The sequence below is a fragment of the Pantoea alfalfae genome (genome assembly GCF_019880205.1).
GTDB classification, from domain to species: Bacteria; Pseudomonadota; Gammaproteobacteria; order Enterobacterales; family Enterobacteriaceae; genus Pantoea; species Pantoea alfalfae.
The window spans coordinates 312,555-335,134 of record NZ_CP082292.1 but is presented as its reverse complement, the minus strand read 5'-3'; the positions used below and the strand labels follow the sequence as shown (position 1 = coordinate 335,134).

Genomic DNA, 22,580 nt, shown 5'->3' with positions numbered 1-22,580 from the left:
ATTTTGTCGTGTATGTTGTGAGTGCTTGCGTTGCCAGATAAAGTCGAAAACTGATTAATGATGAATGAGTTAGCGTACTTTTCTGACATTTATTAGTAATAAGGCTTTATTTTTCAGGTTATTAAACAGGAAGTTTCTTCTGTAAATCAACTGACACATTCAGAATTGACCGGGTTAAACAGCATAATACACTGGATGCAATGGCCGGTTTATGACCACTTTGCCAGCGTGTTATGCTGGATTCTTCGCCCGCTATCCAGGTTTACTCCTGTTATCCTGGCATCCAGGCCATCTTTTGACCTGTTTTATTGATGAAAATGTGGTGGCCCTCTGGTTGTATACTTTCGCTACACTTTCCCCTTTTTTAGAGGTTTTTGTTATGAAGCTCACTATCCAGCGCCTGACCGCGCTGACGCCGCAGGACCGCATCGATCTTGGCAAAGTCTGGCCGGATCTGGAGATGGAAAAACTGGAACAGGGTTTAAGTGAGTCTCATCGTCTTTACGCGGCGCGTTTTAATGACCGTCTGCTGGCAGGTTTGCAGCTGGAAATCTCCGGCATCCATGGCAAGGTTCACCGGCTGGCGGTGCGCGATGTCACCCGGCGACGCGGGGTAGGACAGTATTTGCTGGAGGAGACAATCAGGCAGAATGGTTCAATCGCGGACTGGTGGATTGCCGATGATGGCAGTGACGATCAGCAGGTACGCGCGGCGTTTATGCAGGCGTGTGGCTTCAGGGCGCAGAGTGATGGCTGGATACGGGCGGCAGACTAGCCGGACGCAGAAAACAAAAAGGGCGACATCATCTGTCGCCCCTTAAGGTGTTGAAGTGCGTTACGCTTCAATCGCCATACGCAGTTTCTTCATGGCGTTCTTTTCCAGCTGCCGGACACGTTCGGCGGATACGCCGTATTGATCGGCCAGTTCCTGCAGCGTGGTTTTATTGTCTTCGTCCAGCCAGCGGGCGCGAATGATGTGCTGACTGCGCTCATCCAGACCTTCCATCGCATAGCTCAGCTTGTCAGCCGCATGCGCATCCCAGTTATCCTCTTCGATGCCGTCGGCAAAGTCAGAGGTTTTATCCTGCAGATACAGCACCGGTGCCATCGAACGGCCTTCGCTGCTCTCGTCGTCGGCAGACATATCAAAGGTCATATCCTGCGCGGCCATACGCGATTCCATTTCGCGCACGTCTTTGCTGCTTACGCCCAGCTCGCGCGCAACCATCTCGACTTCGTCCTGATTGAACCAGCCCAGACGCTGCTTGGTTTTACGCAGGTTAAAGAACAGCTTACGCTGTGCTTTGGTGGTCGCGACTTTCACAATACGCCAGTTACGCAGCACGTATTCGTGAATCTCCGCTTTAATCCAGTGCACGGCGAACGAAACCAGACGCACGCCCACTTCAGGATTGAAGCGACGCACCGCTTTCATCAGGCCGATGTTGCCTTCCTGGACCAGGTCAGCCTGTGGCAGACCATAGCCGGAGTAATTACGAGCGATATGAACTACAAAGCGTAGGTGAGACAGGATCAGCGTCTTTGCTGCTTCCAGATCGCCCTGGTAATGCAGCCGTTCAGCCAACGCTTTTTCCTCTTCAGCCGAGAGCATCGGCCAGGTATTCGCAGCCCGGACGTAAGACTCCAGGTTGCCAAGAGGAGCAATAGCTAAAGTTTGCATTTCTTTGGTCATTCAAACCCTCACAAATTCAGTGGAATTGCCGCACATTTCCCTGCGCAGACGATACATTACGTCAACGTCGCGCGAGATCCGAAAGCAATCTGTGCTACTTAGAGTGATAAAGTTATCCACAAGTTCAATTATAGCAGTGAATATTTTACACACAGATGACAGGAAGGGAAGAGGGGAAAAATCCTCTGCACCCACTATCGTTAGCAGAGGACCATTATAACAAAAAAATGTTGCAGGCGTTTACTGCGGCGTAAATCGACGTAAATGTTGTACCGTTGCCAGCCAGGCTGCCACCCAGCCGATGATGGCCGCAATCAGTAGCAGCAGCAGCGCTTCATCCCAGGAGAAGCCTTCCAGCGAGAAGGTGGTACCAAATACGGTTGCCACACTGGCGACGACCGACTGCAGACGCAGCACCAGCACTTCTGACAGCAGCAGCGACAGCACCGCACCGCTGAAGCCCAGCAGCGCGCCGCCATAGAGGAATGGACGCAGGATAAAGCCATCGGTGGCACCAATCAGCTTCTGCACGTTAATGGTGTCGCGTCGCGCAAAGATGCTGAGGCGGACACTGTTACCGATCACCAGGAACACCGCCACAATCATCAGCACGCCAATCATGGAGGCAATCTGCCCCACCAACCCGGTCAGTGCCGCCAGCCGCGCAAACCAGCTGTCATCCATTCGCACTTCATCCACGCCCTGCACTTTGCTCACCCGATCGCGCAGGCTCTGCATGGTGTCTGAGTTCTGGAAGTTGAGCTTAGGCGTGATGATGGCTACCGCAGGCAGCGGATTCTGCTCCAGCATATCCATTGCGCCACCAAAGCCCGACCAGTTACGGAACTCATTCAGCGCCTCTTCCCGCGTCAGGTAGTTGACGTTATCTACGCCTTCGACCTGCTTGAGCTGCGCCACTACGTTTTCTGCCGCCGTATCATCCAGCGTTTTGGAGAGATAAACGGTCAACTGCGGCGCCGGATACCACTGCGTGGCCGCCTGACTGACGTTTTTCCACACCATGTAGCAGACGCTGGGCAGCGTCAGAGAAATGGCGATGACCATCACCGTCAGCAGTGTAGCCAGCGGCTGACGCCACATATCCGAAAGCGTACCGCGCAGCGCATAGCGCCACTGCTCCTGCCAGCCGCCCTTCAGCGCTTTACTCTTCGACTTCGACGGCTGCTTAGCTTTCGGCGCAGCCGGACGTTTAATGCGTTTATTGACCATCGTGGCCTCCGTGCAGACGTCCCTGATTCAGCGTCATCATCCGGTAGTTGCGTCGGGCGATCAGGCCGCTGTCATGCGTCGCCATCAGGACGGTGACGCCGACGCGGTTAAACTCTTCGAACAGGCGCAGAATGTCTTCTGACAGCGCGTCGTCGAGGTTACCGGTCGGTTCATCGGCCAGCAGTACGGCCGGCTTGTTCACCACCGCACGGGCGATGCCCACACGCTGCTGCTCACCGCCCGAAAGCTGAATCGGATAACTTTTCGCTTTGTCGAGCAGGCCTACTTTATCCAGCGCCGCCGAGACGCGACGACGGATATCCTCGCCGCTGGCACCGGAAATAATCAGCGGGATCGCCACATTGTCATAAACCGACCGATCCATCAGCAGGTGGTGATCCTGGAAGATCATGCCAATCTGACGACGCAGGAAAGGCACCTCACTGTTACGCAGGCGGGAAATGTCATGGCCGCTGAACCAGATTTTTCCGGCACTCGGGCGCTCAATGCCACAAATCAGCTTCAGCAAGGTACTTTTACCGGCACCGGAGTGGCCGGTCAGAAACGCCATTTCGCCGGGACGCAGATGGAAATCTACCCCCTGCAGCGCCTGACGTCCGCCGAGATATGCCTTACTGACCTCTTCAAAGCGAATCATCCTAATTAGTCCTCTCGGGCAAACAGTGCCTCAATAAAATCTTCCGCCTTAAACGGCCGTAAATCTTCAATGCCTTCACCGACGCCGATGTAGCGAATCGGAATACCGAACTGATCGGCCACCGAGAAGATCACGCCGCCTTTGGCGGTGCCATCCAGCTTGGTAAGCGCAATCCCGGTCAGGCCGACGGCTTCATTAAACAGTCGGGCCTGGCTGACCGCATTCTGTCCGGTGCTGGCATCCAGCGTCAGCATCACTTCGTGAGGTGCGGAATCATCCAGCTTTTTCATCACGCGGGTGATTTTTTTCAGCTCTTCCATCAGGTGCGATTTGTTCTGCAGACGACCCGCCGTATCGGCAATCAGCACGTCAACGCCGCGTGATTTCGCGGCCTGAATGGCATCGAAAATCACCGAAGCGGAATCTGCGCCGGTGTGCTGCGCAATGACCGGAATGTTATTGCGCTGGCCCCACACCTGCAGCTGCTCAACCGCCGCCGCACGGAAGGTATCACCGGCCGCTAACATCACCGTTTTGCCTTCGGCCTGATACTGACGCGCCAGCTTACCGATGGTGGTGGTTTTACCCACACCATTAACGCCAACCATCAGGATCACAAACGGCGTTTTGCCGGAGACGTCCAGTGGTGCATCCACTTTCGCCAGAATCGAGGCCATCTCTGCTTTCAGCAGGCTGTAGAGCGCTTCCGCGTCACGCAACTGCTTGCGGTTTGCCTGCTGGGTCAGGTTGGTGATGATGCGACGCGTGGTATCCACGCCCACATCCGCAATCAGCAACTGCTCTTCCAGCTCGTCAAACAGGTCATCATCAATCTTTTTGCCACGGAACAGGCTGATAAAACCGGAACCGAGGTTCTGACGGGTTTTGACCAGGCTGCGCTTCAGGCGGGAGAAGAAGCCCTCTTTGCTGGGACGCTCCTGCTCCTGCACGATGAGCGGCGCGGCGGCCAGCGGCAGATCGCTGACGGTATCGGATAGCGACTCAGTCGGTTCCTGGTCCGTGACATCGGCGTCATCCAGTGCCAGTGCAGTCAGCTCTTCCTCAGTCAGCGGCGCGTCTGCTTCGCTATCCTGCGTTTCAGCGCTCGCGGCGTCATCCAGCACCTGTGGCCTGGGCACTTCGTCGTTTAACTGTGCTTCACTGTGCGGGGTTTCGACGATCTCTGCATCGCCCAGCGCCAGCGCCGTCAGCTCTTCTTCGCTTAACGGCGCGTCGGTTTCGCTGTGCGGGATGTCAACGATTTCTGCGTCGCCGAGCGCCAGTGCCGTCAGCTCTTCTTCGCTTAACGGCGCGTCTGCGGGTTCCGCGTCAGCGATCGGCGTGACCACGTCGTCGTCGGCTATGACCGGCGTCGCATCATGTTCAGGTGCGGCAACCTCCAGCAGCGCTTCAGGGTCGGCCTCAATCGGCTCAGCCTCATCCAGCACCGCAGGTGCTGATTCATGCGGCGCTGCCGCAGTGACTTCCGCCTCACGCTGCTGCCCGGCCACCGTTTCGGTGATGACGACAGTCTCTTCCGCTTGTGCTTCAGCCTGGCTTAATGCCGGGGCTTCCTGTTCTGTCTGCTGCTGTGCGGGTTCAGCGACCTCTGGTGTCTGCTCCTCCGCTACAGGTTGTTTCTCTTCCTCTTTGCCAAATCCCAGCCAGGAAAAAAAGCCACGTTTTTTCTCTTTTGCCATTGTGTGACGACACTCCTCGATGGCTTTGTCCCGGTCGCGCGTGGTTTCCAGGGGTAAATCAATGAAATTGGTCAGCGCCAGACCGGCGTAAACCGCAGAATAATGCATGACTTCAGCAACTCAGTAGTCTAACACTTTCCAGCCAGCTCACCACAGCACCCTTTTTTAACGTTTCTTCTCACCGATTCGCCCGTTAAACTACGCAACAAATTATGACGAGTTGTGAGCAAGATGAATAAAAACCCCCGCAGTACAGGCGGTGCCGGGCAGATTCGCATCATTGGCGGCCAGTGGCGCGGACGCAAACTGCCGGTGCCGGACAGCGCCGGACTGCGCCCCACGACCGATCGGGTTCGCGAGACGCTGTTTAACTGGCTGGCCCCGGTGCTGCCAGAAGCGCGCTGCCTCGACTGCTTTGCCGGTAGCGGCGCATTAGGACTGGAAGCGCTGTCGCGTTACGCGGGATCGGCGACGCTGCTGGAGCTGGAACGTCCGGTAGCACAGCAGTTATCAAAAAATCTGCAGACGCTGCGCGCCACGAATGGCACCGTGGTTCAGACCAATGCGCTAAACTGGCTGGCACAGGCGGGTACACCCTTTGATGTGGTGTTTATTGATCCGCCGTTTCGTCAGGGATTGCTGGAACAGACGTTACAGTTGCTGGAGCAGAATCACTGGCTGGCCGACCAGGCGCTGATTTACGTCGAAAGTGAAGTGGAAAATGGCGCACCGCCGGTGCCGCCAGAGTGGGATCTTTATCGCGAGAAAATAGCCGGACAAGTGGCTTATCGTTTGTATCAACGTCAACAGGAGACGCAGGATGTTACTTAATTTGGGGCGTCTGTTGATGCTATGCGTGTGGGGATTTTTACTGGCTAATCTGGTCCATCCCTACCCGAAGCCACTGACTTATTTTATCAACGTTGCGCTGATTTTCATGATCCTGATGCATGGTCTGCAGCTGGTGTTACTGCGCACCACGCAGACCAAAGATGCGCCGCCGATTGACCGCGTCACCCAGGCCAAAGTGTTTCTGTTCGGGGTATTCGAACTGGTCGCCTGGCAGAAGAAAAACTTCCCACGTAAGAAATAAACCCGGGCGGGCGCAATGCCCGCCTGTTACTGCCGGGGTGTGAAGCTGATAAAGCGCGTGCCCTGCATCTTCAGCTCGCCTTTGGCACCCTTGTCCAGCTGATGATATTCCGCCTCTTTAAGCTGCACTTTGATGTCGCTGGCACCGTTCAGCGGGTGAAGCAGCACCTCGTAGCGCATCTCTTCCCCGGCGATAACTTCCCGCTGCCGTGAACGGCGATTGGGTGCAGGAAATTCACGTTTGGTTTTGACCTCAACCTGCAGAGAACGCTCGGGTGAAGCGTCATTCACCGCCACTTCCCGGCGTTGCTTAATGAACTGACGGGTCGCCAGCACGGCGATAATCGCCAGAACGATAATAAAGATTAGCGGCGGTTTGCTCATAGCGATCTGGTGCCTGCAGAATGATTAATCAGGCGGCAAAGCATACAACCAGAGTTGCCTGATTGTCACATCTCAGAGGCTTAACCTAAACTGGAAAGGATATTTTGGGATCTTTCACCATTTTGAATAAAAAAGGGAGAAACAATGCTCTGGTCTTTCCTCGCTGTACTTTTCTCCGGCTGGCTCTATGTCGACGCCACCTATCGCGGCCCGCAATGGCAACGCTGGTTATTTAAACCGGTCACGCTGCTGCTGCTTGTCGGGCTGGCCTGGCAGGCACCTGTGCTGCAGACTACGGACTACCTGATTCTGGCCGGTCTGGTCGCGACGCTGGTCGGTGATGCGTTAACGCTGCTGCCGCGTCAGCAGATGCTCTATGCCGTCGGGGCTTTCTTCCTGTCGCACCTGCTTTATACCCTCTGCTTCGCCGCCAGCATGACCATGACCTTCTTCTGGCCGATCCCGCTAACGCTGCTCATCATCGGTGCCGCTCTGATTGGCGTCATCTGGAGCCGACTGGAAGATCTGCGCTGGCCTGTCTGCACCTTTATCGGCATGACGCTGGTAATGACCTGGATAGCGACCGAGCAGTACTTCTTCCGCCCGACCGATTACAGCTTCTCGATCATGGTGGGTGCCGGTCTGCTGCTGCTGGCAAACGCCGTCTGGTTTATCTCACACTATCGTCACCGCTTTACCGCCGACAGCGCGATTGTTGCCGCCTGCTACTTCGCCGGTCACTTTATGATCGTGCGCTCGTTGTGGGTCGTCTGAGAAAATAGCCTTGACTCTGGAGTTCACTCCAGAGTGTAGGATAGCGGGATGGGCAGCGTTGCTCATCCCATTATCCGGAGGTCATATGCATCAACATCACGCCTGTGGCTGCGGCAAACCCCGTGCCAGTCACGCCGCAGCAAAACCGCTGTGCCAGGTTCGCCAGACTCGCCCCCTCTCCCTTTCTATTCATGCCGCGACGCCTGTACCTGCGGAGACGGCAGGCTGTTGCTGTGACTGCAACAGCAGCCCTGGCAACGACACCGACCCCGCTGAGGAAAGCGACCGGCGAGGTGCCGACAGTTATCCCTTTAGCTGGCAGGTCAGCGGGATGGATTGCCCGTCGTGTGCCCGCACTATTGAAACCGCTGTCCGTCAGATAAGTGGTGTGACCGACGCCCGTGTGCTGTTCAGCAGCGAGAAGCTGGTGGTTAACGCTGACCACGATGTACTGAACGCCGTTGAACAGGCGGTGAAAAAAGCCGGCTTCCAGCTCGCAACCCCATCAGCCACGTCGGCCACATTCCCCGCTAAGCCCGACTGGCAACATAACCGCATGCTGATTTTACTGGCACTGCTGGTGATCGCCAGCAGCGTTCTCAGCCAGTTCGCACCCGTCTGGGGCGATCGGCTGTTTGTGCTGACCACCCTGGTCGGCCTGATCCCGGTGGCGCGCGGTGCCTGGCAGCGTCTGCGCAGCGGATCGCCTTTTACCATTGAAACCTTAATGACCCTGGCGTCGGCTGGCGCACTGATCATTGGCGCGCACGCCGAAGCCGCGATGGTGCTGATGCTGTTTCAGCTGGGCGAAAAGCTGGAAAGCTATGCCGCCTCCAGGGCACGCAGCGGCGTCACCAGTCTGATGGCGTTGCGGCCTGAATCGGCGATTCGTCTGGAACAGGGCAAACGCAGTGAAGTGCCGCTGGCGGCGCTGCAACCGGGTGATGTGATTGAAGTCGCGGCGGGCAGCCGCCTGCCGGTCGATGGCTGTTTAATCAGCCCGCTCGCCAGTTTCGATGAGAGCGCGCTGACCGGTGAGTCGCTGCCGGTTACGCACACCAAGGGTGAAAAAATCCTTGCCGGTGCCACCAGCGTGGATCGGCTGGTGATGCTGGAAGTGGTATCGAAGCCGGGTGAAAGCGCGATTGACCGTATCCTGCAACTGATCGAGGAAGCGGAAACGCACCGTGCGCCGGTCGAACGCTTTATCGACCAGTTCAGCCGCATCTATACGCCGCTGGTGATGCTGCTGTCGCTGCTGGTCATGATGGTGCCGCCCCTGCTCTTCGCAGGCGACTGGCAGCCGTGGATCTATAAAGGGCTGACCCTGTTACTGATTGGCTGCCCCTGTGCACTGGTGATCTCAGTGCCAGCAGCCATTACCTCGGGGCTGGCTGCGGCGGCGCGTCAGGGCGCACTGATCAAAGGCGGTGCGGCGCTGGAGCGGCTGAGTTCGGTGCGCAGAATGGCGTTTGATAAAACCGGTACACTGACGCTGGGCAAGCCACAGCTGACGCAGATCCTGCGCTTTGGTACGGCCAGCGAGTCAGAGATGCTGGCGCTGAGCGCCGCTGCAGAACAGGGTGCCACCCATCCACTGGCCAGCGCTATCGTGGCGGCCGCGCAGGCGCGTAACCTGGTGATTCCTGACGCGCAGGATCAGCAGGTGCAGGCGGGACGCGGCATCCGTGCGCAGGTCTCAGGCCAGCAGATTCAGCTGCTGACGCCCAGCCATACGCCCGGTCTGACGCCGCAGCAAAATGCGCAGATAGCGCAACAGGAAGCCGAAGGTGAAACGCTGGTGGTGCTGATGCGCAATGGCGAAGCACTGGGTGCGCTGGCTCTGCGCGATCAGCTGCGCGACGACGCCGCCGATGCGTTAAAAGCGCTGAAAAAGCTGGGTATTGAGAGCCTGATGCTGACCGGTGATAACCCGCGCGCTGCGGCGACCATTGCCCGCCAGCTGGATATTGATTATCGCGCCAGCCTGCTGCCCGCCGATAAAGTCGCGGCGATCCGTGAACTGAGTCAGCAACAGCCGCTGGCGATGGTCGGGGATGGCATTAACGACGCGCCAGCAATGAAAGCGGCAACGCTGGGCATTGCGATGGGCAGCGGCACCGATGTCGCGCTGGAAGCGGCCGATGCGGCCCTGACGCGTAATCAGCTCAGCAATCTGGTGCCGATGATAGCACTGGCACGCCGGACACGGCGCATCATCCGCCAGAATGTCGGTATTGCGCTGGGGCTGAAGGCGATTTTCCTGGTCACTACCCTGCTGGGTCTGACCGGACTCTGGCTGGCCGTGCTGGCAGATTCCGGGGCGACCGCGCTGGTCACGGCCAACGCGCTGCGGTTACTGCGACGTCGCGCCTGAGTAAAAAGCGCTGTCTGAAGAGTGCGGTTAACGGCGGCCTGAACGGCTGCTGTTAACCGGCTATACCTTTGCGGATCAGAAACTGATAGGGCAGCGTGTCGGTCTGCTGCGCCAGCAGGCCATGTTCCATAAAGCGGCAGAAGCCGGGAATATCGCGGGTCGTTGCCGGATCATCGGCGATGATCAGTAACGTCTCGCCATCCTGCAGGCTGCGTACGGTTTTGCGCACCATCATCACCGGCTCCGGGCAACGCAGGCCACGGGCGTCCAGCTGATGGTCGGCAGAGGAAAAGGCATCGCTCATAATCAACTCGGTTCAGGTAAGGGGCGCTCATTCTAGCGCGTGCTGGCGGTGAAGCAAGGCGATAACGATTGCGTTAAAATTAACCATTGCATAAAAAGCACAACGCGGTAATATGCCGCCGCTTTTTGCTCATAAAACTGCCAGGCGCTGCCCGAACGGCGTCCCGCAATGGGTTCCCTCACCCCAACATTAAAAAGGTTGAATATGCTCGCATTTTCTTCACGTCAGCGCATGCATGCGCTTTTCTGGCTATCGCTGTTTCACCTGCTGGTGATCACCTCCAGTAACTACCTGGTTCAGTTGCCGATCTCCGTCTTTGGCTTCCACACCACCTGGGGCGCGTTCAGCTTCCCGTTTATCTTCCTGGCGACCGATCTCACCGTGCGTATTTTTGGCGCACCGCTGGCCCGACGCATTATTCTGGCCGTAATGATCCCGGCGCTGTTTATCTCTTATGGCGTCTCGGCGCTGTTCTATCAGGGTGAATGGCAGGGCTGGCAGGCGCTGGAAGTGATGAACCTGTTTGTGGCCCGTATCGCCTGCGCCAGCTTTATGGCTTATGCACTGGGTCAGATCCTCGACGTTCATGTCTTTAACCGTCTGCGTCGTCTGCCTCAGTGGTGGATAGCACCCGGCTGCGCCATGTTCCTGGGGAATATCAGCGATACGCTGGCCTTCTTCTTTATCGCCTTCTATAAAAGCCCCGATGCGTTTATGGCGCAGCACTGGGTTGAGATTGCTCTGGTAGATTACAGCTTCAAGGTGCTGATCTGCATGGTCTTCTTCCTGCCCGCCTACGGCGTACTGCTCAATGCCGCGCTGAAACGTCTGGCTGAACGCCAGACCGCCCGCCAGGTCAATTTCGGCTAAGTGCCCATACGGTTTCCACTCCTATCCGCTAAGATCTTCTGACAATCATCAGGTTGCGTTTGCAACCTGATTCCTGTTGTATTAATGCCTGACTGGAAACTTAAAAAGGGATTCTGATGCGCAACCTGGTGAAATATGTAGGAATGGGTTTACTGGTACTTGGCCTGGCGGCCTGTGACCAGAAGAAAGATGAAGCGGCGAACGACAACGGCGTCAGCGCCAGTCAGTCGGCGCAGACCGTCACGCTGATGGATGGCAAACTGAGCTTCTCGCTGCCACCAGGCATGTCCGATAAAAGCGGTAAACTGGGTTCGCAGACTACGAACATGCACGTTTATGCGGATGAAACCGGTGCCCGCGCCATTATTGTGATTGCCGGTGACCCGACCAATGATGGTCTGGATGTGCTGTCGCAGCGCATGGAACAGCAGCAGCGTAACCGCGATCCGCAGTTGCAGGTGGTGTCGAACAAATCTGTGACGCTGAAAGATCAGCCCGCCCAGCAGCTGGATACGGTGATTTCTGCTAACAACCAGACCTCATGGTCTTCCGTGGTTCTGGCAAAAGTGGATGGCAAGCTGGTGACACTGCAGATTACGCTGCCAGGCGATAATCAGCAGCAGGCACAGAGCGATGCTGACAACATTGTGAAAAGCATTACGCTGAAGTAAAACAAAAGGCGGGCTTCCCACCGGGAAGCCCGCCTTTGTTCACAGAACTTTATAAGCCTGTATTTTCCCGGATATATTTCCGCGCTTTCACCGCATACTCAAACGGATTGGCCAGCGCCGGATCCTGCTCCGCTTCCACCACCATCCAGCCTTTGTAGCCGTAATCGTCCAGGATTTTAAACACGGGTTTGAAGTCGATCACGCCATCGCCAGGTACGGTAAAGGTGCCCTTTTTGACGCCCTCCAGGAATGAGAGATGGTTCTCGCGCACCTCAGCCACCACTTCATCACGCACATCCTTAAGATGAACATGGAAGATGCGCGGCAGATATTTTTCCAGTACCGCCAGCATCTTCTGCTGGGAGCCTTCGGAGTAGTAGACGTGGCCGGTGTCATAGAGTAAACCAACCTGCTCGTCAGTCATCGTCATAAACCGGTCAATCTCTTCAGTGGTCTGAATGCCGGTGCCCATGTGGTGATGCAGCGTCACGCGCATCCCCTTGTCCGCTGCGATGCGGGCCAGTTCGTTGTAGCCCTCTGCCGTTAACCGCCACTCTTCATCGCTGAAAATCGCTTTCTCTTCAAACACCGCAAGCCCGGTGCCCTGAATACTTTTACTCTGCTCAGAACAGCCAATCACCCGCGCGCCCATCGCATGCAGGAAGTTCATGTGCTCGATGAACTGTTCGATGGTTTTCTCTTTATCGCCGTTGGCAAAAAAGGTGCTGAACCAGGCATTGCAGATTTCGATGCCGCGAATATCGAGCATCGGTTTCAGAATCGCCGGATCCCGCGGGTATTTGCTGCCCACTTCGCTACCGGTAAAGCCCGCCAGCGCCATCTCACTGACGGTCTGCTGAAAGGTGTTTTCACTGCCGAGATCCGGCATGTCATCGTTGGTCCAGCCGATCGGCGCGATCGCCAGTTTTACATTCTCTTTGTTCATCTTCTCATTCCCAGGCGGAGAGCGGCCAGGCCGCATAGACAGCTGAATCAGTTATAGAAAGCGGGACGCGGTGGCATCTCTACCGTCTCGATCGCACCACTGTTCTGCGCTTTGATGCAGGCATCGGCGGCCACCGAGGCAGCAAAGCCATCCCAGGCAGAAGGACCGGTAAGCTGGCCCGCGTTGATATCGTTGATAAACGCCTGCAGCTCAACGTCATACGCCTCGATAAAGCGATCTTTCCAGTCCACCAGAATGGTGTTCGACAGGCGGGCATCTTTGCGCAGCTGCACCGAAGAAGGCTCTGGCAGGCGGGCAATGCCCTCTTCACCGACCACTTCACACTGAATGTCATAGCCGTAAGCGCAGTTAACGAAGATCTCGACGTCAATGCGGACCCCTTTGTGAGTTTCGAACAGGACGATCTGCGGGTCTTTCAGCTGACCATGGGACTTTGACGTCACGCGCGGGAAGATCACCTGCACCGTTTTATAGTCATCACTGGTCAGCCAGCGCAGCACATCCAGCTCGTGGATCAGGGTATTCGTAATCGCCATCGGCGTGGTGTAGTTTTCTGGCACGGTCGGGTTGCGGTGCGCGCAGTGCAGCATCAGCGGTTCACCGATATCGCCATCGGTGATCACTTTTTTCAGGGCGCGATAGCCCGCATCGTAAGGGCGCATAAAGCCAACCTGCACCAGGCGTTTACCCGCCTGAATCTCTGCATCCACTACCCGGCGGCAGCCCTCGGCGCTCATCGCCAGCGGCTTCTCACAGAAGACCGGTTTACCGGCGGCAATTGCCGCTAAGGTGAACTCTTCGTGGGTCGGATCCCATGAGGTGACCAGCACCGCATCGACGTTGGGTGACTGAATCACATCATGACCATTTTCAAACACCTCCGCCTCTATGTTCAGGCGTTGCAGTGCAGCCCGCGCGCCGTCAACATTGATGTCAGAGACGGCAACCACCTGAGCCCCCTGCAGCACATGGCTGCAGCGGCGAATATGTTCCTGACCAATTGTACCTGTACCGATGACGCCAAGTTTCAAAGTCATAATTACACCTGTGTAGGGTTCGTACGGAGAAGAGGAAAACGGGCCGCAGCACGGCCCGGAAATCAGTATTTGCGCGCCTGATCCAGATGGCTGTTGAGCTTGTCCGCCACCGCCTGAGCGCGTTCGGTTTTCGACGCCTGTGCTACGCCGACGTGCCACCAGCTGAAATATTTGTGGATCATGGTTTTTGGCAGCACTTTGATGTCGATAAGGGTAGAAACCGTCTGGGTGCGGGCATCTTCCAGCGCCGCTTTAAGCTGCTCCAGGCTGGTGACGCGATAAGTTTTGCAGCCATAACCGGCAGCAATGGCCGCGAAATCGACCGGGATAAAGCCACCGTCCAGCCTGCCGCTTTCCGCGTTACGGAAACGGAACTCGGTGGTGAAGCTGTCCATACCGTGTTCCATCTGCAGGTTGTTGATACAGCCGTTAGTCATGTTATCCAGCAGCACGACGTTGATCTTCGCCCTTTCCTGAATCGAGGTGACCAGCTCAGAGTGCAGCATCATAAAGGAGCCGTCGCCGACCAGCGCATAGACCTCGCGTTGCGGCTGCGCCAGTTTTGCACCCAGCGCGGCATTCACTTCATAGCCCATGCAGGAGTAGCCATATTCGACGTGGTAGGCGTTGTAATCTTTGGTGCGCCAGACGCGCTGCAGGTCGCCCGGCAGGCTGCCTGCGGCGGCTACCACGACCGCATCTTTCGGCAGTTGCTCATTTAAGGTGCCGAGCACGCTGCTTTGCGTCAGCAGTGACTGAGTCAGGCGGTTAAATTCTGCGAACACCGCTTCGCGATCGAGATGGTCAGCAATCTCCGGCACAAAGTCGCCATCGTGATATTCCACCTGATAGACGCGCTGCGTCTCTTTCAGCAGCTGACTCTGCGCCTGCTCAATCTGATTGCCCCAGTCATTGCTGTAGTGCTGTGAGGCCAGCGCAGCAGTGAGCGCGGTCAGCCCTTCACGGGCATCGGCCAGCAGCTGCACACCATCGAGCTTGTAGCTGTCGAAGTTGCTGACGTTGATGTTCAGGAAGCTGACATCGGGATGCTGGAAAATCCATTTGGATGCGGTGGTGAAGTCGGTGTAGCGGGTGCCGATGCCGATGACTAAATCGGCCTCTTTCGCCAGCAGGTTAGCGGCCAGACAGCCGGTTTCGCCTACGCCGCCGACATTCAGCGGATGGTCAGAGACCAGCGTGCCCTTGCCCGCCTGCGTCTCGGCAAAGGGAATCTGATAGCGTTCGGCAAACTGGCGCAGTGCCTCGCCCGCTTCGGAATATTTTACCCCGCCGCCGCAGATAATTATCGGCTTGCGCTTACGGTTAATCAGCGTCAGGGCATCCGCCAGCTGCGCCGCGACTGGCAGGCGGCGATCCAGACGGTGCACGCGTTTCTGGAAGAAGTAGTCCGGGTAATCCCAGGCTTCGCCCTGCACATCCTGCGGCAGCGACAGCGTGACCGCGCCGGTTTCGGCCGGATCGGTCAGCACGCGCATGGCATTGATACAGGCGGACATCAGCTGCTCAGGGCGGCTGACACGATCCCAGTATTTGCTGACGGCGCGGAAGGCGTCGTTAGTGCTGATGCTGAGATCGTAGCTCTGCTCAATCTGCTGCAGCACCGGATCGGGCTGGCGCGTGGCGAAGACGTCGCCGGGCAGTAGCAACAGAGGAATGCGGTTAGCGGTCGCAGTGGCGGCGGCAGTAATCATGTTAGCCGCACCCGGTCCTACAGACGAACTGCAGGCGATAATCTGACGGCGCAGCGACTGACGGGCAAAGCCAGTGGCAGCATGGGCCATGCCCTGCTCATTACGCCCCTGCCAGACCACCAGATCGCCGCTGTCCTGTTCCAGCGCCTGGCCCAGCCCCAGCACGTTGCCATGGCCGAAGATGGCGAAGATGCCTTTGACGAACTTCGTCTCAACGCCATCAACATCGATGAATTGATTATCAAGAAATTTAACCAGCGCCTGTGCCGTGGTCAGTCTGATTGTGCCCATGTTTCTTCCTTACATGCTGGTGGACCCCGACTTCCGCGACAGCGCGCCAGGCGTTGTCATTGGCGGAAAAGCGGCCGGAATAACTGAAACGTGAGGCGATTATAAACAAATATATTTTTCATAAAACACGATTACAGAAGAAACATTTCATTTTGCGAGTGAGATCAAATTTAACGATGGCAGCAGGACTGGCGAGCGATCACGACGGGGAAATCTGGAACGTTTAGCAGAGAGTGGTTCATGATGAAAAAATTCATTTCAATGCAGCAGCTTGCCTGACTGGCGTGCTGATTCCTGCGATCGCCTTCACAACCCTGACATACCGCACATCGTAGCAGCAGAGATCGTGCAGGTGGGCGGCAATCAGGAGTTTTACCTGGTTCACAAAATTGCGATGGATATTTCATTTCATATTGAATATGGAATTTTTATTCCTCATACTCCCCTCATAGTCAGCCAGATACCCACAGACCCGGAAGCAGAGCCTGCCTGGATCGGTTTGTTCGCCCACCAGCTCTGCGAATCACAGAAGGAAACCACAGGTATGAGTACACAACAGAAGCCGCTTGATGTGATTTGTATCGGGCGCATCGCCGTTGATTTTTATGGCCAGCAAATCGGAGCGCGGCTGGAAGATGTCACCTCCTTTGCTAAATATCTGGGGGGATCGTCGGGCAACGTCGCTTATGGCACCGCGATTCAGGGGCTGAAATCAGCGATGCTGGCGCGGGTGGGAGATGAGCATAATGGTCGCTTTCTGCGTGAGGAATTGCAGCGCGTGGGCTGTAACACCGATGCCCTGATCACCGATGCAAAACGCCTGACTGGCATGGTGATCCTGGGGATTAAAGATGAAGAGACTTTTCCGCTGATTTTCTACCGTGATAACTGCGCTGATATGGGTCTGGTGCCGGACGATATCGACGAAGCCTTTATTACCTCGTCCCGCGCGGTGGCGGTCACCGGCACGCACTTATCCCATCCGCAGACGCGTGAAGCGGTGCTGAAAGCACTGGATATCGCCCGCCGCAATGGCCTGCGCACGGCGCTGGATATCGATTACCGCCCGGTGTTATGGGGACTGACCTCTCTGGGCGACGGTGAAACACGTTTCATTGAGTCCTCTCAGGTCACGCAGCAGTTGCAGGAAGTGGTGCACTATTTCGATTTGATCGTCGGCACCGAAGAGGAGTTTCATATTGCCGGTGGCAGCACCGATACTCTGACTGCGCTGAAAAACGTGCGTCAGGCGAGCCAGGCGACGCTGGTCTGCAAACGCGGTCCGCTGGGTTGTGTGGTGTTTGAAGGTGAAATTCCGGATAGCTGGGAACAGACTCAGCTGCACACCGGCGTGCGCGTCGACGTGCTCAACGTGCTGGGCGCGGGCGATGCCTTTATGTCTGGCCTGCTGCGCGGCTGGCTGAATGATGAAGGCTGGGAGCAGGCGTGCCGTTATGCCAATGCCTGTGGCGCGCTGGTCGTGTCGCGCCACGGCTGTGCCCCTGCCATGCCAACCAAAGCGGAGCTGGATGATTTCCTGAGCCGCGACACAGAGGTGAAACGTCCCGATCTCGACAGTCGTCTGAACCATCTGCACCGTGTGACCACCCGTAAGCAGCAGTGGCCGGAGCTGAACGTTTTCGCCTTTGACCATCGCAAACAGCTGGCGGATATGGCGCAGGAAGCGGGCGTTGATGAGAGCCGCATTCCACAGCTTAAACTGCTGCTGCTGGAAGCCGCTCAGCAGGCGGCCAGTGAGGCGGGACTAGAGAACAAAAGTGGCATTCTGGCGGATACCACGTATGGTCAGAAAGCGCTGAATGCCATCACGGGTAAAAAGTGGTGGATTGGCCGCCCAATCGAGCTGCCCAGCTCACGTCCACTGCGTCTGGAGCATGGCAACATCGGCTCGCAGCTAATCGACTGGCCCGCCGAACATGTCGTGAAATGTCTGGTCTTCTATCATCCACATGACAGTGCTGAACTGCGCAAAGAGCAGGACGATCTGGTGCTCGACGTCTGGAAAGGCTGCAATAAAAGTGGCCATGAGCTGCTGCTGGAAGTGATTCTTCCCGAGAGTAACCCGGATAAGAATGAAGCCTATTACCTCGATATACTGAGCCATTTTTACAGTCTGGGCATCCAGCCGGACTGGTGGAAACTGCCCCCGCTATCCGCAGAGAGCTGGCAGGCGATCAGCGGTCTGATTGAGCAGCAGGATCCTCACTGTCGCGGCATTCTGTTACTCGGTCTGGATGCGCCCGAAGAGAAGCTTAAAGCGGGCTTCGCCGCGGCGGCCAAAGCGCCCTGGGTGAAAGGTTTTGCGGTAGGCCGCACTATCTTTGGTCAGCCTTCCCGCCAGTGGTTACAGGGGGAGCTGGACGATCAGGCGCTGATTGAGACGGTTAAAGGCAACTATCTGCGACTGATTGAGTACTGGCGCGCTGCCCGCGCCTGATTTCCTGCTCTGCCAGAGGCTGTCTCAACCGGGATAGCCTCAGACTGCTGACTCATTCAAAGCAGGGTGAATGTTGCCGCAACGAATAAGCTCAATGCGCAGGTAACACGGTCAGAGGAGGAAAGCGTCCCGCCGCCCGGATAAAAACGCCAGGCGTTTTTGAACAACGCAACGCGTTGGCCCGGCTACGGGCGCACCTCAGGGATGAGGTGCGTAATTGCGCGGGCCGAGCGGCCAGGGATGGCTTTAGCGACTTTCCGATCTGACCGTGTTACCTGAGCCTGCACAGTCTTACAGCGGGAAGGGGCACACTTTTCAACAATCTCACGCCATCCCAGCCGGGATGGCGTTTTTACTCGCACCCTCTTCCCCTCACTGACTTTCCACGCCGGTTTTCATCCTGTTATGACCTGTGCAGAGGCGCGCCTCGGGCGCTGAGGCTAATCTGTGAACCATTTCATAAAGCCATGAAATAAACCGCATCGTTGACGCAAAGAAATGAAATTTTCCATCCATCTGATACTATAGCGCTCATTATGCAGCCATTATTCTAATGATACGGGCAGAAGTGATGAACAATAATCCCACCCAACTTTCTCTCTTGCAGGACGATATTCGTCGCCGCTACGAAACGCTGAGCAAGCGTCTTAAACAGGTTGCGCGCTACATCCTTGATAACAGTAACAGTATTGCTTTTGATACCGTCGCCTCAATTGCTCAGCAGGCCGATGTGCCGCCGTCGACGCTGATCCGTTTTGCGAATGCATTTGGCTTCAGCGGCTTCAACGAAATGAAACAGGTTTTTCGTCAGCACCTGATGGAAGAGACGGTCAATTATACCGAGCGCGCGCGTCTGTTTCGTCAGACCTCAACGGACGACAGCGCCAGTGCGCCTGAAAGTCCGGCGGAGATCCTTAACGTCTTTACCATGGTGAACAGCCAGGCGCTGCAGCAGCTGGCGATGCAGGTAAACCCTGAGCAGCTGAACAAAGCAGTGAAGCTGCTGAATGAGGCTGAGAACATCTATGTAATTGGCCTGCGTCGCTCGTTCAGCGTCGCCTCCTATCTGGTCTACGCGCTGCGTCATCTGGAGCGTCGTGCTTTTCTGATTGATGGTCTGGGCGGGATGTTCACCGAGCAGCTCAGCCTGGTTAACCCGAAAGATGTGGTGATTGCGATCAGCTACTCGCCCTATGCGCGTGAAGCGGTCGAGGTAGTCGAAATGGGAGCCAAGCGTGGCGCGCATCAGATTGCCATTACCGACAGTCAGGTCAGCCCACTGGCTGCCTTTAGCGATGTCTGTTTTGTGGTGCGAGAAGCACAGGTCGATGGCTTCCGTTCGCAGGTCGCCTCACTCTGCCTGGCACAGACGCTGGCGGTTTCGCTGGCGCTGAACAACGCAAAGACCAGCTGAGTTTCACACACAAAAAAGGGCAGCGCGACAGGCTGCCCTTTTTACTGATATGAACGCGGGTTATAAACGGTGATTGCTGTTTATTTTTCAGCGAAGACTTACGCTTTCCGTGGATAGCTGTCGCTGTTCACCCAGGCGTGATCTTTCTCCCAGGTAAATTTCCACAGCCGCACCGGCCCCGCCATCACGTTCAGATAGTAGTTGTTGTATCCCGCCAGCGTCGCTACCGGATGATAGCCGCGCGGTACCATCACAACGTCGCGATTATAGGGTGCCATACAGACATCCAGGGAACGGTCGTCGGTGTAAACGCGCTGCATGGCAAAGCCAGGTTCCGGATCGAAACGGTGATAGTAGGTCTCTTCCAGGTAGGTTTCGTTTTCACTCTCCTCCTGGTCGTGCTTGTGGCTGGGATAAGAGCTGGTATCGCCCTCGTTGGTATAGACTTCCACCACCAGCAGGCTATCAGCCGGTTCATTGTCAGGCAGGATATTGTGAACCAGGCGCTGATTGCGCCCTTTTCCGCGATGCTCAACACCGACATCGGCTGGCGCAATCAGTCTTGCAGGCAGATTGCCCTGACCGGGTGCGTTACAGACAGCCAGCTCAAGATCGCTGTCAGCATAGACTTCCACTTCATCATCATGCGGCACATACACAGAATATGGCGGCACACGTTCGAAAGGCGACATGCGCTTACCGATGCCGGGAAATTCAGCATGGCGGGTTTTCACCGAGGCCAGCCCGGCCACCAGCACCAGACACAGCTCTTTATCACCGCTGGTCAGACGCAGGGTTTCCCCTTTTTTCAGCAGATAAGCATCAAAGCCAACATAACGCCAGCCAGCGCGCTCAGGCGTCACATGCTGGATACGACCCTGTGCGTCAGGGGCCTGTGCTTTCGACAGTAAAGACATCCTGATCCTCCTCTCTGTCACGATTGACGCTGCGGTAGGCTCACGGGCGAGGTGCCAGCGAACAAAGCGACCGGCAGACTCTCCTGCCGGTCGCGATCAGCGTTGAAATAGATCAGCCTAAGGTTGGCATACTGAATTCAGACACGCTCTGCTGACCGGACGGCCAGCGCACGGTGGCGGTTTTCATACGGGTATAGAAGCGCACGCCATCCGGCCCGTGAACATTGAGCGCGCCAAACACCGAACGTTTCCAGCCACCGAAGCTGTGAAACGCCATCGGTACCGGAACCGGCACGTTAACACCGACCATGCCCGCTTCAACGTTCTGCACAAACTCACGCGCGGTGTGACCGTTGCTGGTGAAAATGGCGCTGCCGTTACCAAACTCATGGCTGTTGACCAGTTGCAGCGCGCTGTCGTAGTCCGGTGCGCGCATGATGCTCAGCACCGGCCCAAAAATCTCTTCACGCCAGATCACCATCTCAGAGGTGACGTTATCAAACAGCGTGCCACCAACGTAGTAACCTTCGGCGTGGCCTGCAACCTGCACGTTACGGCCATCGACCACCAGCTTCGCGCCTTCCTGCTCGCCTTTATCGATGTAACCCAGCACCTTCTTCTGGTGTGCAGCTGAGACAACTGGCCCCATCTCATTTTCTTCGGCACCCTGATTGATCCCAGGGCCGATCCGCAGCGCTTTCACCAGCGGCGTCAGACGGGCAATCAGTTTGTCGGCAGTATCATCGCCCACCGCGACCACCACTGGCAGCGCCATGCAGCGTTCACCGGCCGAGCCAAATGCGCCGCCCATAATCGCGTTAACGGTGGCATCCAGATCGGCGTCCGGCATAACGATAGCGTGGTTTTTCGCCGCGCCAAACGCCTGCACCCGCTTGCCGTGGGCGCTGGCGGTTTTATAGATATGTTCAGCCACGCCCGATGACCCGACGAAGCTCACCGCAGCAATGCGCGGATCTTTATAGAGCTGTTCAGCATCTTCGTTAGAGCTGTGCACCACGTTGAATACGCCATCCGGCAGACCCGCTTCGGTCAGCAGTTCAGCCATACGCACGGCCGCAGACGGATCCAGCGCTGGTGGCTTCAGAACAAAGGTATTACCGCAGGCCAGGGCGATCGGGAACATCCACAGCGGCACCATTGCGGGGAAGTTAAACGGCGTAATACCCGCCACGACACCCACCGGCTGCATCAGCGAGAAGCTGTCAACGCCGCCGCCGACGTTCGGGGAATATTCACCTTTAAGCAGATGTGGAATCCCGCAGGCAAACTCAATCACTTCAATGCCGCGCGTCAGTTCACCTAACGCATCAGACCAGACTTTGCCATGCTCAGAGACAATCAGCGCCGCCAGCTCATCACGATGCTGCTCCATCAGGGCTTTAAAGTTAAACAGAACGCGGGCGCGACGCAGCGGCGAGGTTTTTGACCAGGCAGCAAATGCGTCATGTGCGACACCAATCGCCTGAGCCACTTCATCAGCGGTACTTTGCGTCAGTTCACGAACCACTTTGCCGGTTGCCGGATCGTAAACAGGAATGGTTTCGTTGCTGGCGCTGAAGGTCGTTTGGCCGCCAATAAAGTTACCTATGATTGTCATGATGTTGCCTCTTAAGATGGTTAAGTTCCCTGCAGACGGGCCCTGTGGCCTGCCACACTGCCTGACCAGGCAAACCTGAAAGCGTGCTATGAAGCTATTACAGTGGAATAAATTTTTCAAATAATTCTTTTTGGAAAATTTGCTTTTAGCGGCACGGATCGCATTTTTGCCGCCCTTCAGCGCCTGACGATGTCCCGATGGCAGGAGGCGTTTAATAGCGCTCAGCCTTAGCCTGACAGGCGAATAGCAGAGGTGGTGAGAGCTGGTATTCCTGCGACGTTGCTCCAGCGTTTATGCATCAGACTGAAACGGAATATGAAATTAATGCGAGACCGATCTAATAATTTGCATTTCATAATTCACTATCAATGAAATAAATGTTTTCTTTAGCCCATCATTCTCCTGTCCCGGAG

20 protein-coding genes are annotated in these 22,580 nt (G+C 56.4%); 9 read left to right on the top strand and 11 right to left on the bottom strand.

Features of this window, described 5'->3' with window-relative positions; translation table 11 throughout:
- Positions 1-379: 379 nt before the first annotated feature.
- Positions 380-775: an aspartate 1-decarboxylase autocleavage activator PanM gene (gene panM / locus K6R05_RS01535; RefSeq protein WP_013359346.1), complete on the top strand. Its 396-nt coding sequence runs from the start codon at positions 380-382 to the stop codon at positions 773-775.
- 60 nt (positions 776-835) lie between these two features.
- On the opposite strand, the gene rpoH is transcribed toward panM, so the two are convergent.
- The 4 genes from rpoH to ftsY all read right to left on the bottom strand — a co-directional run bounded on the left by rpoH (position 836) and on the right by ftsY (position 5,281).
- The gene (gene rpoH, locus K6R05_RS01530; RefSeq protein WP_003852201.1) at positions 836-1,693 is read right to left on the bottom strand and encodes an RNA polymerase sigma factor RpoH; all 858 of its coding nucleotides are present in this window, start codon (positions 1,691-1,693) and stop codon (positions 836-838) included.
- A gap of 240 nt (positions 1,694-1,933) precedes the next feature.
- A complete protein-coding gene (gene ftsX, locus K6R05_RS01525; protein WP_013359347.1) occupies positions 1,934-2,923 on the bottom strand; it encodes a permease-like cell division protein FtsX in 990 nt (329 codons plus the stop codon).
- A complete protein-coding gene (gene ftsE, locus K6R05_RS01520; protein WP_013359348.1) occupies positions 2,913-3,581 on the bottom strand; it encodes a cell division ATP-binding protein FtsE in 669 nt (222 codons plus the stop codon). The genes ftsX and ftsE overlap by 11 nt, the downstream gene beginning before the upstream one ends.
- Positions 3,582-3,586: 5 nt before the next feature.
- A complete protein-coding gene (ftsY, locus tag K6R05_RS01515) occupies positions 3,587-5,281 on the bottom strand; it encodes a signal recognition particle-docking protein FtsY (RefSeq protein WP_222925445.1) in 1,695 nt (564 codons plus the stop codon).
- 231 nt (positions 5,282-5,512) lie between these two features.
- Here ftsY and rsmD point away from each other — a divergent pair, with 231 nt between their 5' ends.
- The gene (gene rsmD / locus K6R05_RS01510; RefSeq protein WP_222924888.1) at positions 5,513-6,112 is read left to right on the top strand and encodes a 16S rRNA (guanine(966)-N(2))-methyltransferase; all 600 of its coding nucleotides are present in this window, start codon (positions 5,513-5,515) and stop codon (positions 6,110-6,112) included.
- Entirely contained in the window at positions 6,102-6,374 is a 273-nt protein-coding gene (locus K6R05_RS01505; protein ID WP_003852192.1) for a DUF1145 family protein, read from the top strand. Before rsmD ends, K6R05_RS01505 begins: the two co-directional genes overlap by 11 nt.
- A gap of 26 nt (positions 6,375-6,400) precedes the next feature.
- Here K6R05_RS01505 and K6R05_RS01500 read toward each other — a convergent pair whose 3' ends face one another.
- On the bottom strand, positions 6,401-6,757 hold the full coding sequence (locus K6R05_RS01500; protein ID WP_222924887.1) for a DUF2500 domain-containing protein: 357 nt from the start codon (positions 6,755-6,757) through the stop codon (positions 6,401-6,403).
- A 144-nt stretch (positions 6,758-6,901) separates the two neighbouring features.
- Between K6R05_RS01500 and K6R05_RS01495 the strand changes: the two genes are divergently transcribed.
- Positions 6,902-7,531 carry a lysoplasmalogenase gene (locus K6R05_RS01495; protein WP_161735550.1) on the top strand — a complete coding sequence of 210 codons (630 nt, stop codon included), beginning with the start codon at positions 6,902-6,904 and terminating at the stop codon, positions 7,529-7,531.
- An 85-nt stretch (positions 7,532-7,616) separates the two neighbouring features.
- Entirely contained in the window at positions 7,617-9,908 is a 2,292-nt protein-coding gene (locus K6R05_RS01490) for a zinc/cadmium/mercury/lead-transporting ATPase (RefSeq protein ID WP_161735552.1), read from the top strand.
- 52 nt (positions 9,909-9,960) lie between these two features.
- Here K6R05_RS01490 and tusA read toward each other — a convergent pair whose 3' ends face one another.
- A complete protein-coding gene (gene tusA, locus K6R05_RS01485) occupies positions 9,961-10,212 on the bottom strand; it encodes a sulfurtransferase TusA (protein WP_161735554.1) in 252 nt (83 codons plus the stop codon).
- Positions 10,213-10,416: 204 nt separating this feature from the next.
- On the opposite strand from tusA, the gene K6R05_RS01480 reads away from it, so the two are divergent.
- The gene (locus K6R05_RS01480) at positions 10,417-11,082 is read left to right on the top strand and encodes a 7-cyano-7-deazaguanine/7-aminomethyl-7-deazaguanine transporter (protein ID WP_003852182.1); all 666 of its coding nucleotides are present in this window, start codon (positions 10,417-10,419) and stop codon (positions 11,080-11,082) included.
- Between the two features lie 116 nt (positions 11,083-11,198).
- A complete protein-coding gene (locus K6R05_RS01475) occupies positions 11,199-11,753 on the top strand; it encodes a DcrB family lipoprotein (protein ID WP_010253333.1) in 555 nt (184 codons plus the stop codon).
- Positions 11,754-11,802: 49 nt separating this feature from the next.
- Here the strand turns inward: K6R05_RS01475 and iolE are convergent, their stop codons facing one another.
- The 3 genes from iolE to iolD all read right to left on the bottom strand — a co-directional run bounded on the left by iolE (position 11,803) and on the right by iolD (position 15,760).
- Positions 11,803-12,699, bottom strand: coding sequence for a myo-inosose-2 dehydratase (gene iolE, locus K6R05_RS01470; protein WP_161735556.1), 897 nt, complete (start codon positions 12,697-12,699; stop codon positions 11,803-11,805).
- A 47-nt stretch (positions 12,700-12,746) separates the two neighbouring features.
- Positions 12,747-13,757 (bottom strand): bifunctional inositol 2-dehydrogenase/D-chiro-inositol 1-dehydrogenase, encoded by a 1,011-nt coding sequence (iolG, locus tag K6R05_RS01465; protein ID WP_222924886.1) that lies wholly within the window; start codon positions 13,755-13,757, stop codon positions 12,747-12,749.
- Positions 13,758-13,819: 62 nt separating this feature from the next.
- Positions 13,820-15,760 (bottom strand): 3D-(3,5/4)-trihydroxycyclohexane-1,2-dione acylhydrolase (decyclizing), encoded by a 1,941-nt coding sequence (gene iolD, locus K6R05_RS01460; protein ID WP_161735560.1) that lies wholly within the window; start codon positions 15,758-15,760, stop codon positions 13,820-13,822.
- Between the two features lie 544 nt (positions 15,761-16,304).
- Between iolD and K6R05_RS01455 the strand changes: the two genes are divergently transcribed.
- Entirely contained in the window at positions 16,305-18,218 is a 1,914-nt protein-coding gene (locus K6R05_RS01455; RefSeq protein ID WP_222924885.1) for a bifunctional 5-dehydro-2-deoxygluconokinase/5-dehydro-2-deoxyphosphogluconate aldolase, read from the top strand.
- A 571-nt stretch (positions 18,219-18,789) separates the two neighbouring features.
- A complete protein-coding gene (locus K6R05_RS01450) occupies positions 18,790-19,632 on the top strand; it encodes a MurR/RpiR family transcriptional regulator (RefSeq protein WP_010253340.1) in 843 nt (280 codons plus the stop codon).
- Positions 19,633-19,730: 98 nt separating this feature from the next.
- Here the strand turns inward: K6R05_RS01450 and iolB are convergent, their stop codons facing one another.
- Together iolB and K6R05_RS01440 are read right to left on the bottom strand one after the other, a co-directional pair.
- Complete coding sequence (gene iolB, locus K6R05_RS01445; protein WP_161735564.1) at positions 19,731-20,549, bottom strand: 5-deoxy-glucuronate isomerase; 819 nt, start codon at positions 20,547-20,549, stop codon at positions 19,731-19,733.
- A 112-nt stretch (positions 20,550-20,661) separates the two neighbouring features.
- Entirely contained in the window at positions 20,662-22,167 is a 1,506-nt protein-coding gene (locus tag K6R05_RS01440) for a CoA-acylating methylmalonate-semialdehyde dehydrogenase (RefSeq protein ID WP_222924884.1), read from the bottom strand.
- Between the last annotated feature and the right edge of the window lie 413 nt (positions 22,168-22,580).

Bases quoted from the DNA above. Each gene is read 5' to 3' on its own strand.
- K6R05_RS01490 (WP_161735552.1), top strand. From the start codon at position 7,617: ATGCATCAACATCACGCCTGTGGCTGCGGCAAACCCCGTGCCAGTCAC.
- panM (WP_013359346.1), top strand. From the start codon at position 380: ATGAAGCTCACTATCCAGCGCCTGACCGCGCTGACGCCGCAGGACCGC.
- K6R05_RS01440 (WP_222924884.1), bottom strand. From the start codon at position 22,167: ATGACAATCATAGGTAACTTTATTGGCGGCCAAACGACCTTCAGCGCC.
- iolD (WP_161735560.1), bottom strand. From the start codon at position 15,760: ATGGGCACAATCAGACTGACCACGGCACAGGCGCTGGTTAAATTTCTT.
- ftsE (WP_013359348.1), bottom strand. From the start codon at position 3,581: ATGATTCGCTTTGAAGAGGTCAGTAAGGCATATCTCGGCGGACGTCAG.
- ftsY (WP_222925445.1), bottom strand. From the start codon at position 5,281: ATGGCAAAAGAGAAAAAACGTGGCTTTTTTTCCTGGCTGGGATTTGGC.
- K6R05_RS01480 (WP_003852182.1), top strand. From the start codon at position 10,417: ATGCTCGCATTTTCTTCACGTCAGCGCATGCATGCGCTTTTCTGGCTA.
- K6R05_RS01505 (WP_003852192.1), top strand. From the start codon at position 6,102: ATGTTACTTAATTTGGGGCGTCTGTTGATGCTATGCGTGTGGGGATTT.
- iolG (WP_222924886.1), bottom strand. From the start codon at position 13,757: ATGACTTTGAAACTTGGCGTCATCGGTACAGGTACAATTGGTCAGGAA.
- ftsX (WP_013359347.1), bottom strand. From the start codon at position 2,923: ATGGTCAATAAACGCATTAAACGTCCGGCTGCGCCGAAAGCTAAGCAG.
- K6R05_RS01455 (WP_222924885.1), top strand. From the start codon at position 16,305: ATGAGTACACAACAGAAGCCGCTTGATGTGATTTGTATCGGGCGCATC.
- tusA (WP_161735554.1), bottom strand. From the start codon at position 10,212: ATGAGCGATGCCTTTTCCTCTGCCGACCATCAGCTGGACGCCCGTGGC.
- K6R05_RS01500 (WP_222924887.1), bottom strand. From the start codon at position 6,757: ATGAGCAAACCGCCGCTAATCTTTATTATCGTTCTGGCGATTATCGCC.
- iolB (WP_161735564.1), bottom strand. From the start codon at position 20,549: ATGTCTTTACTGTCGAAAGCACAGGCCCCTGACGCACAGGGTCGTATC.
- K6R05_RS01475 (WP_010253333.1), top strand. From the start codon at position 11,199: ATGCGCAACCTGGTGAAATATGTAGGAATGGGTTTACTGGTACTTGGC.
- K6R05_RS01495 (WP_161735550.1), top strand. From the start codon at position 6,902: ATGCTCTGGTCTTTCCTCGCTGTACTTTTCTCCGGCTGGCTCTATGTC.
- K6R05_RS01450 (WP_010253340.1), top strand. From the start codon at position 18,790: ATGAACAATAATCCCACCCAACTTTCTCTCTTGCAGGACGATATTCGT.
- iolE (WP_161735556.1), bottom strand. From the start codon at position 12,699: ATGAACAAAGAGAATGTAAAACTGGCGATCGCGCCGATCGGCTGGACC.
- rpoH (WP_003852201.1), bottom strand. From the start codon at position 1,693: ATGACCAAAGAAATGCAAACTTTAGCTATTGCTCCTCTTGGCAACCTG.
- rsmD (WP_222924888.1), top strand. From the start codon at position 5,513: ATGAATAAAAACCCCCGCAGTACAGGCGGTGCCGGGCAGATTCGCATC.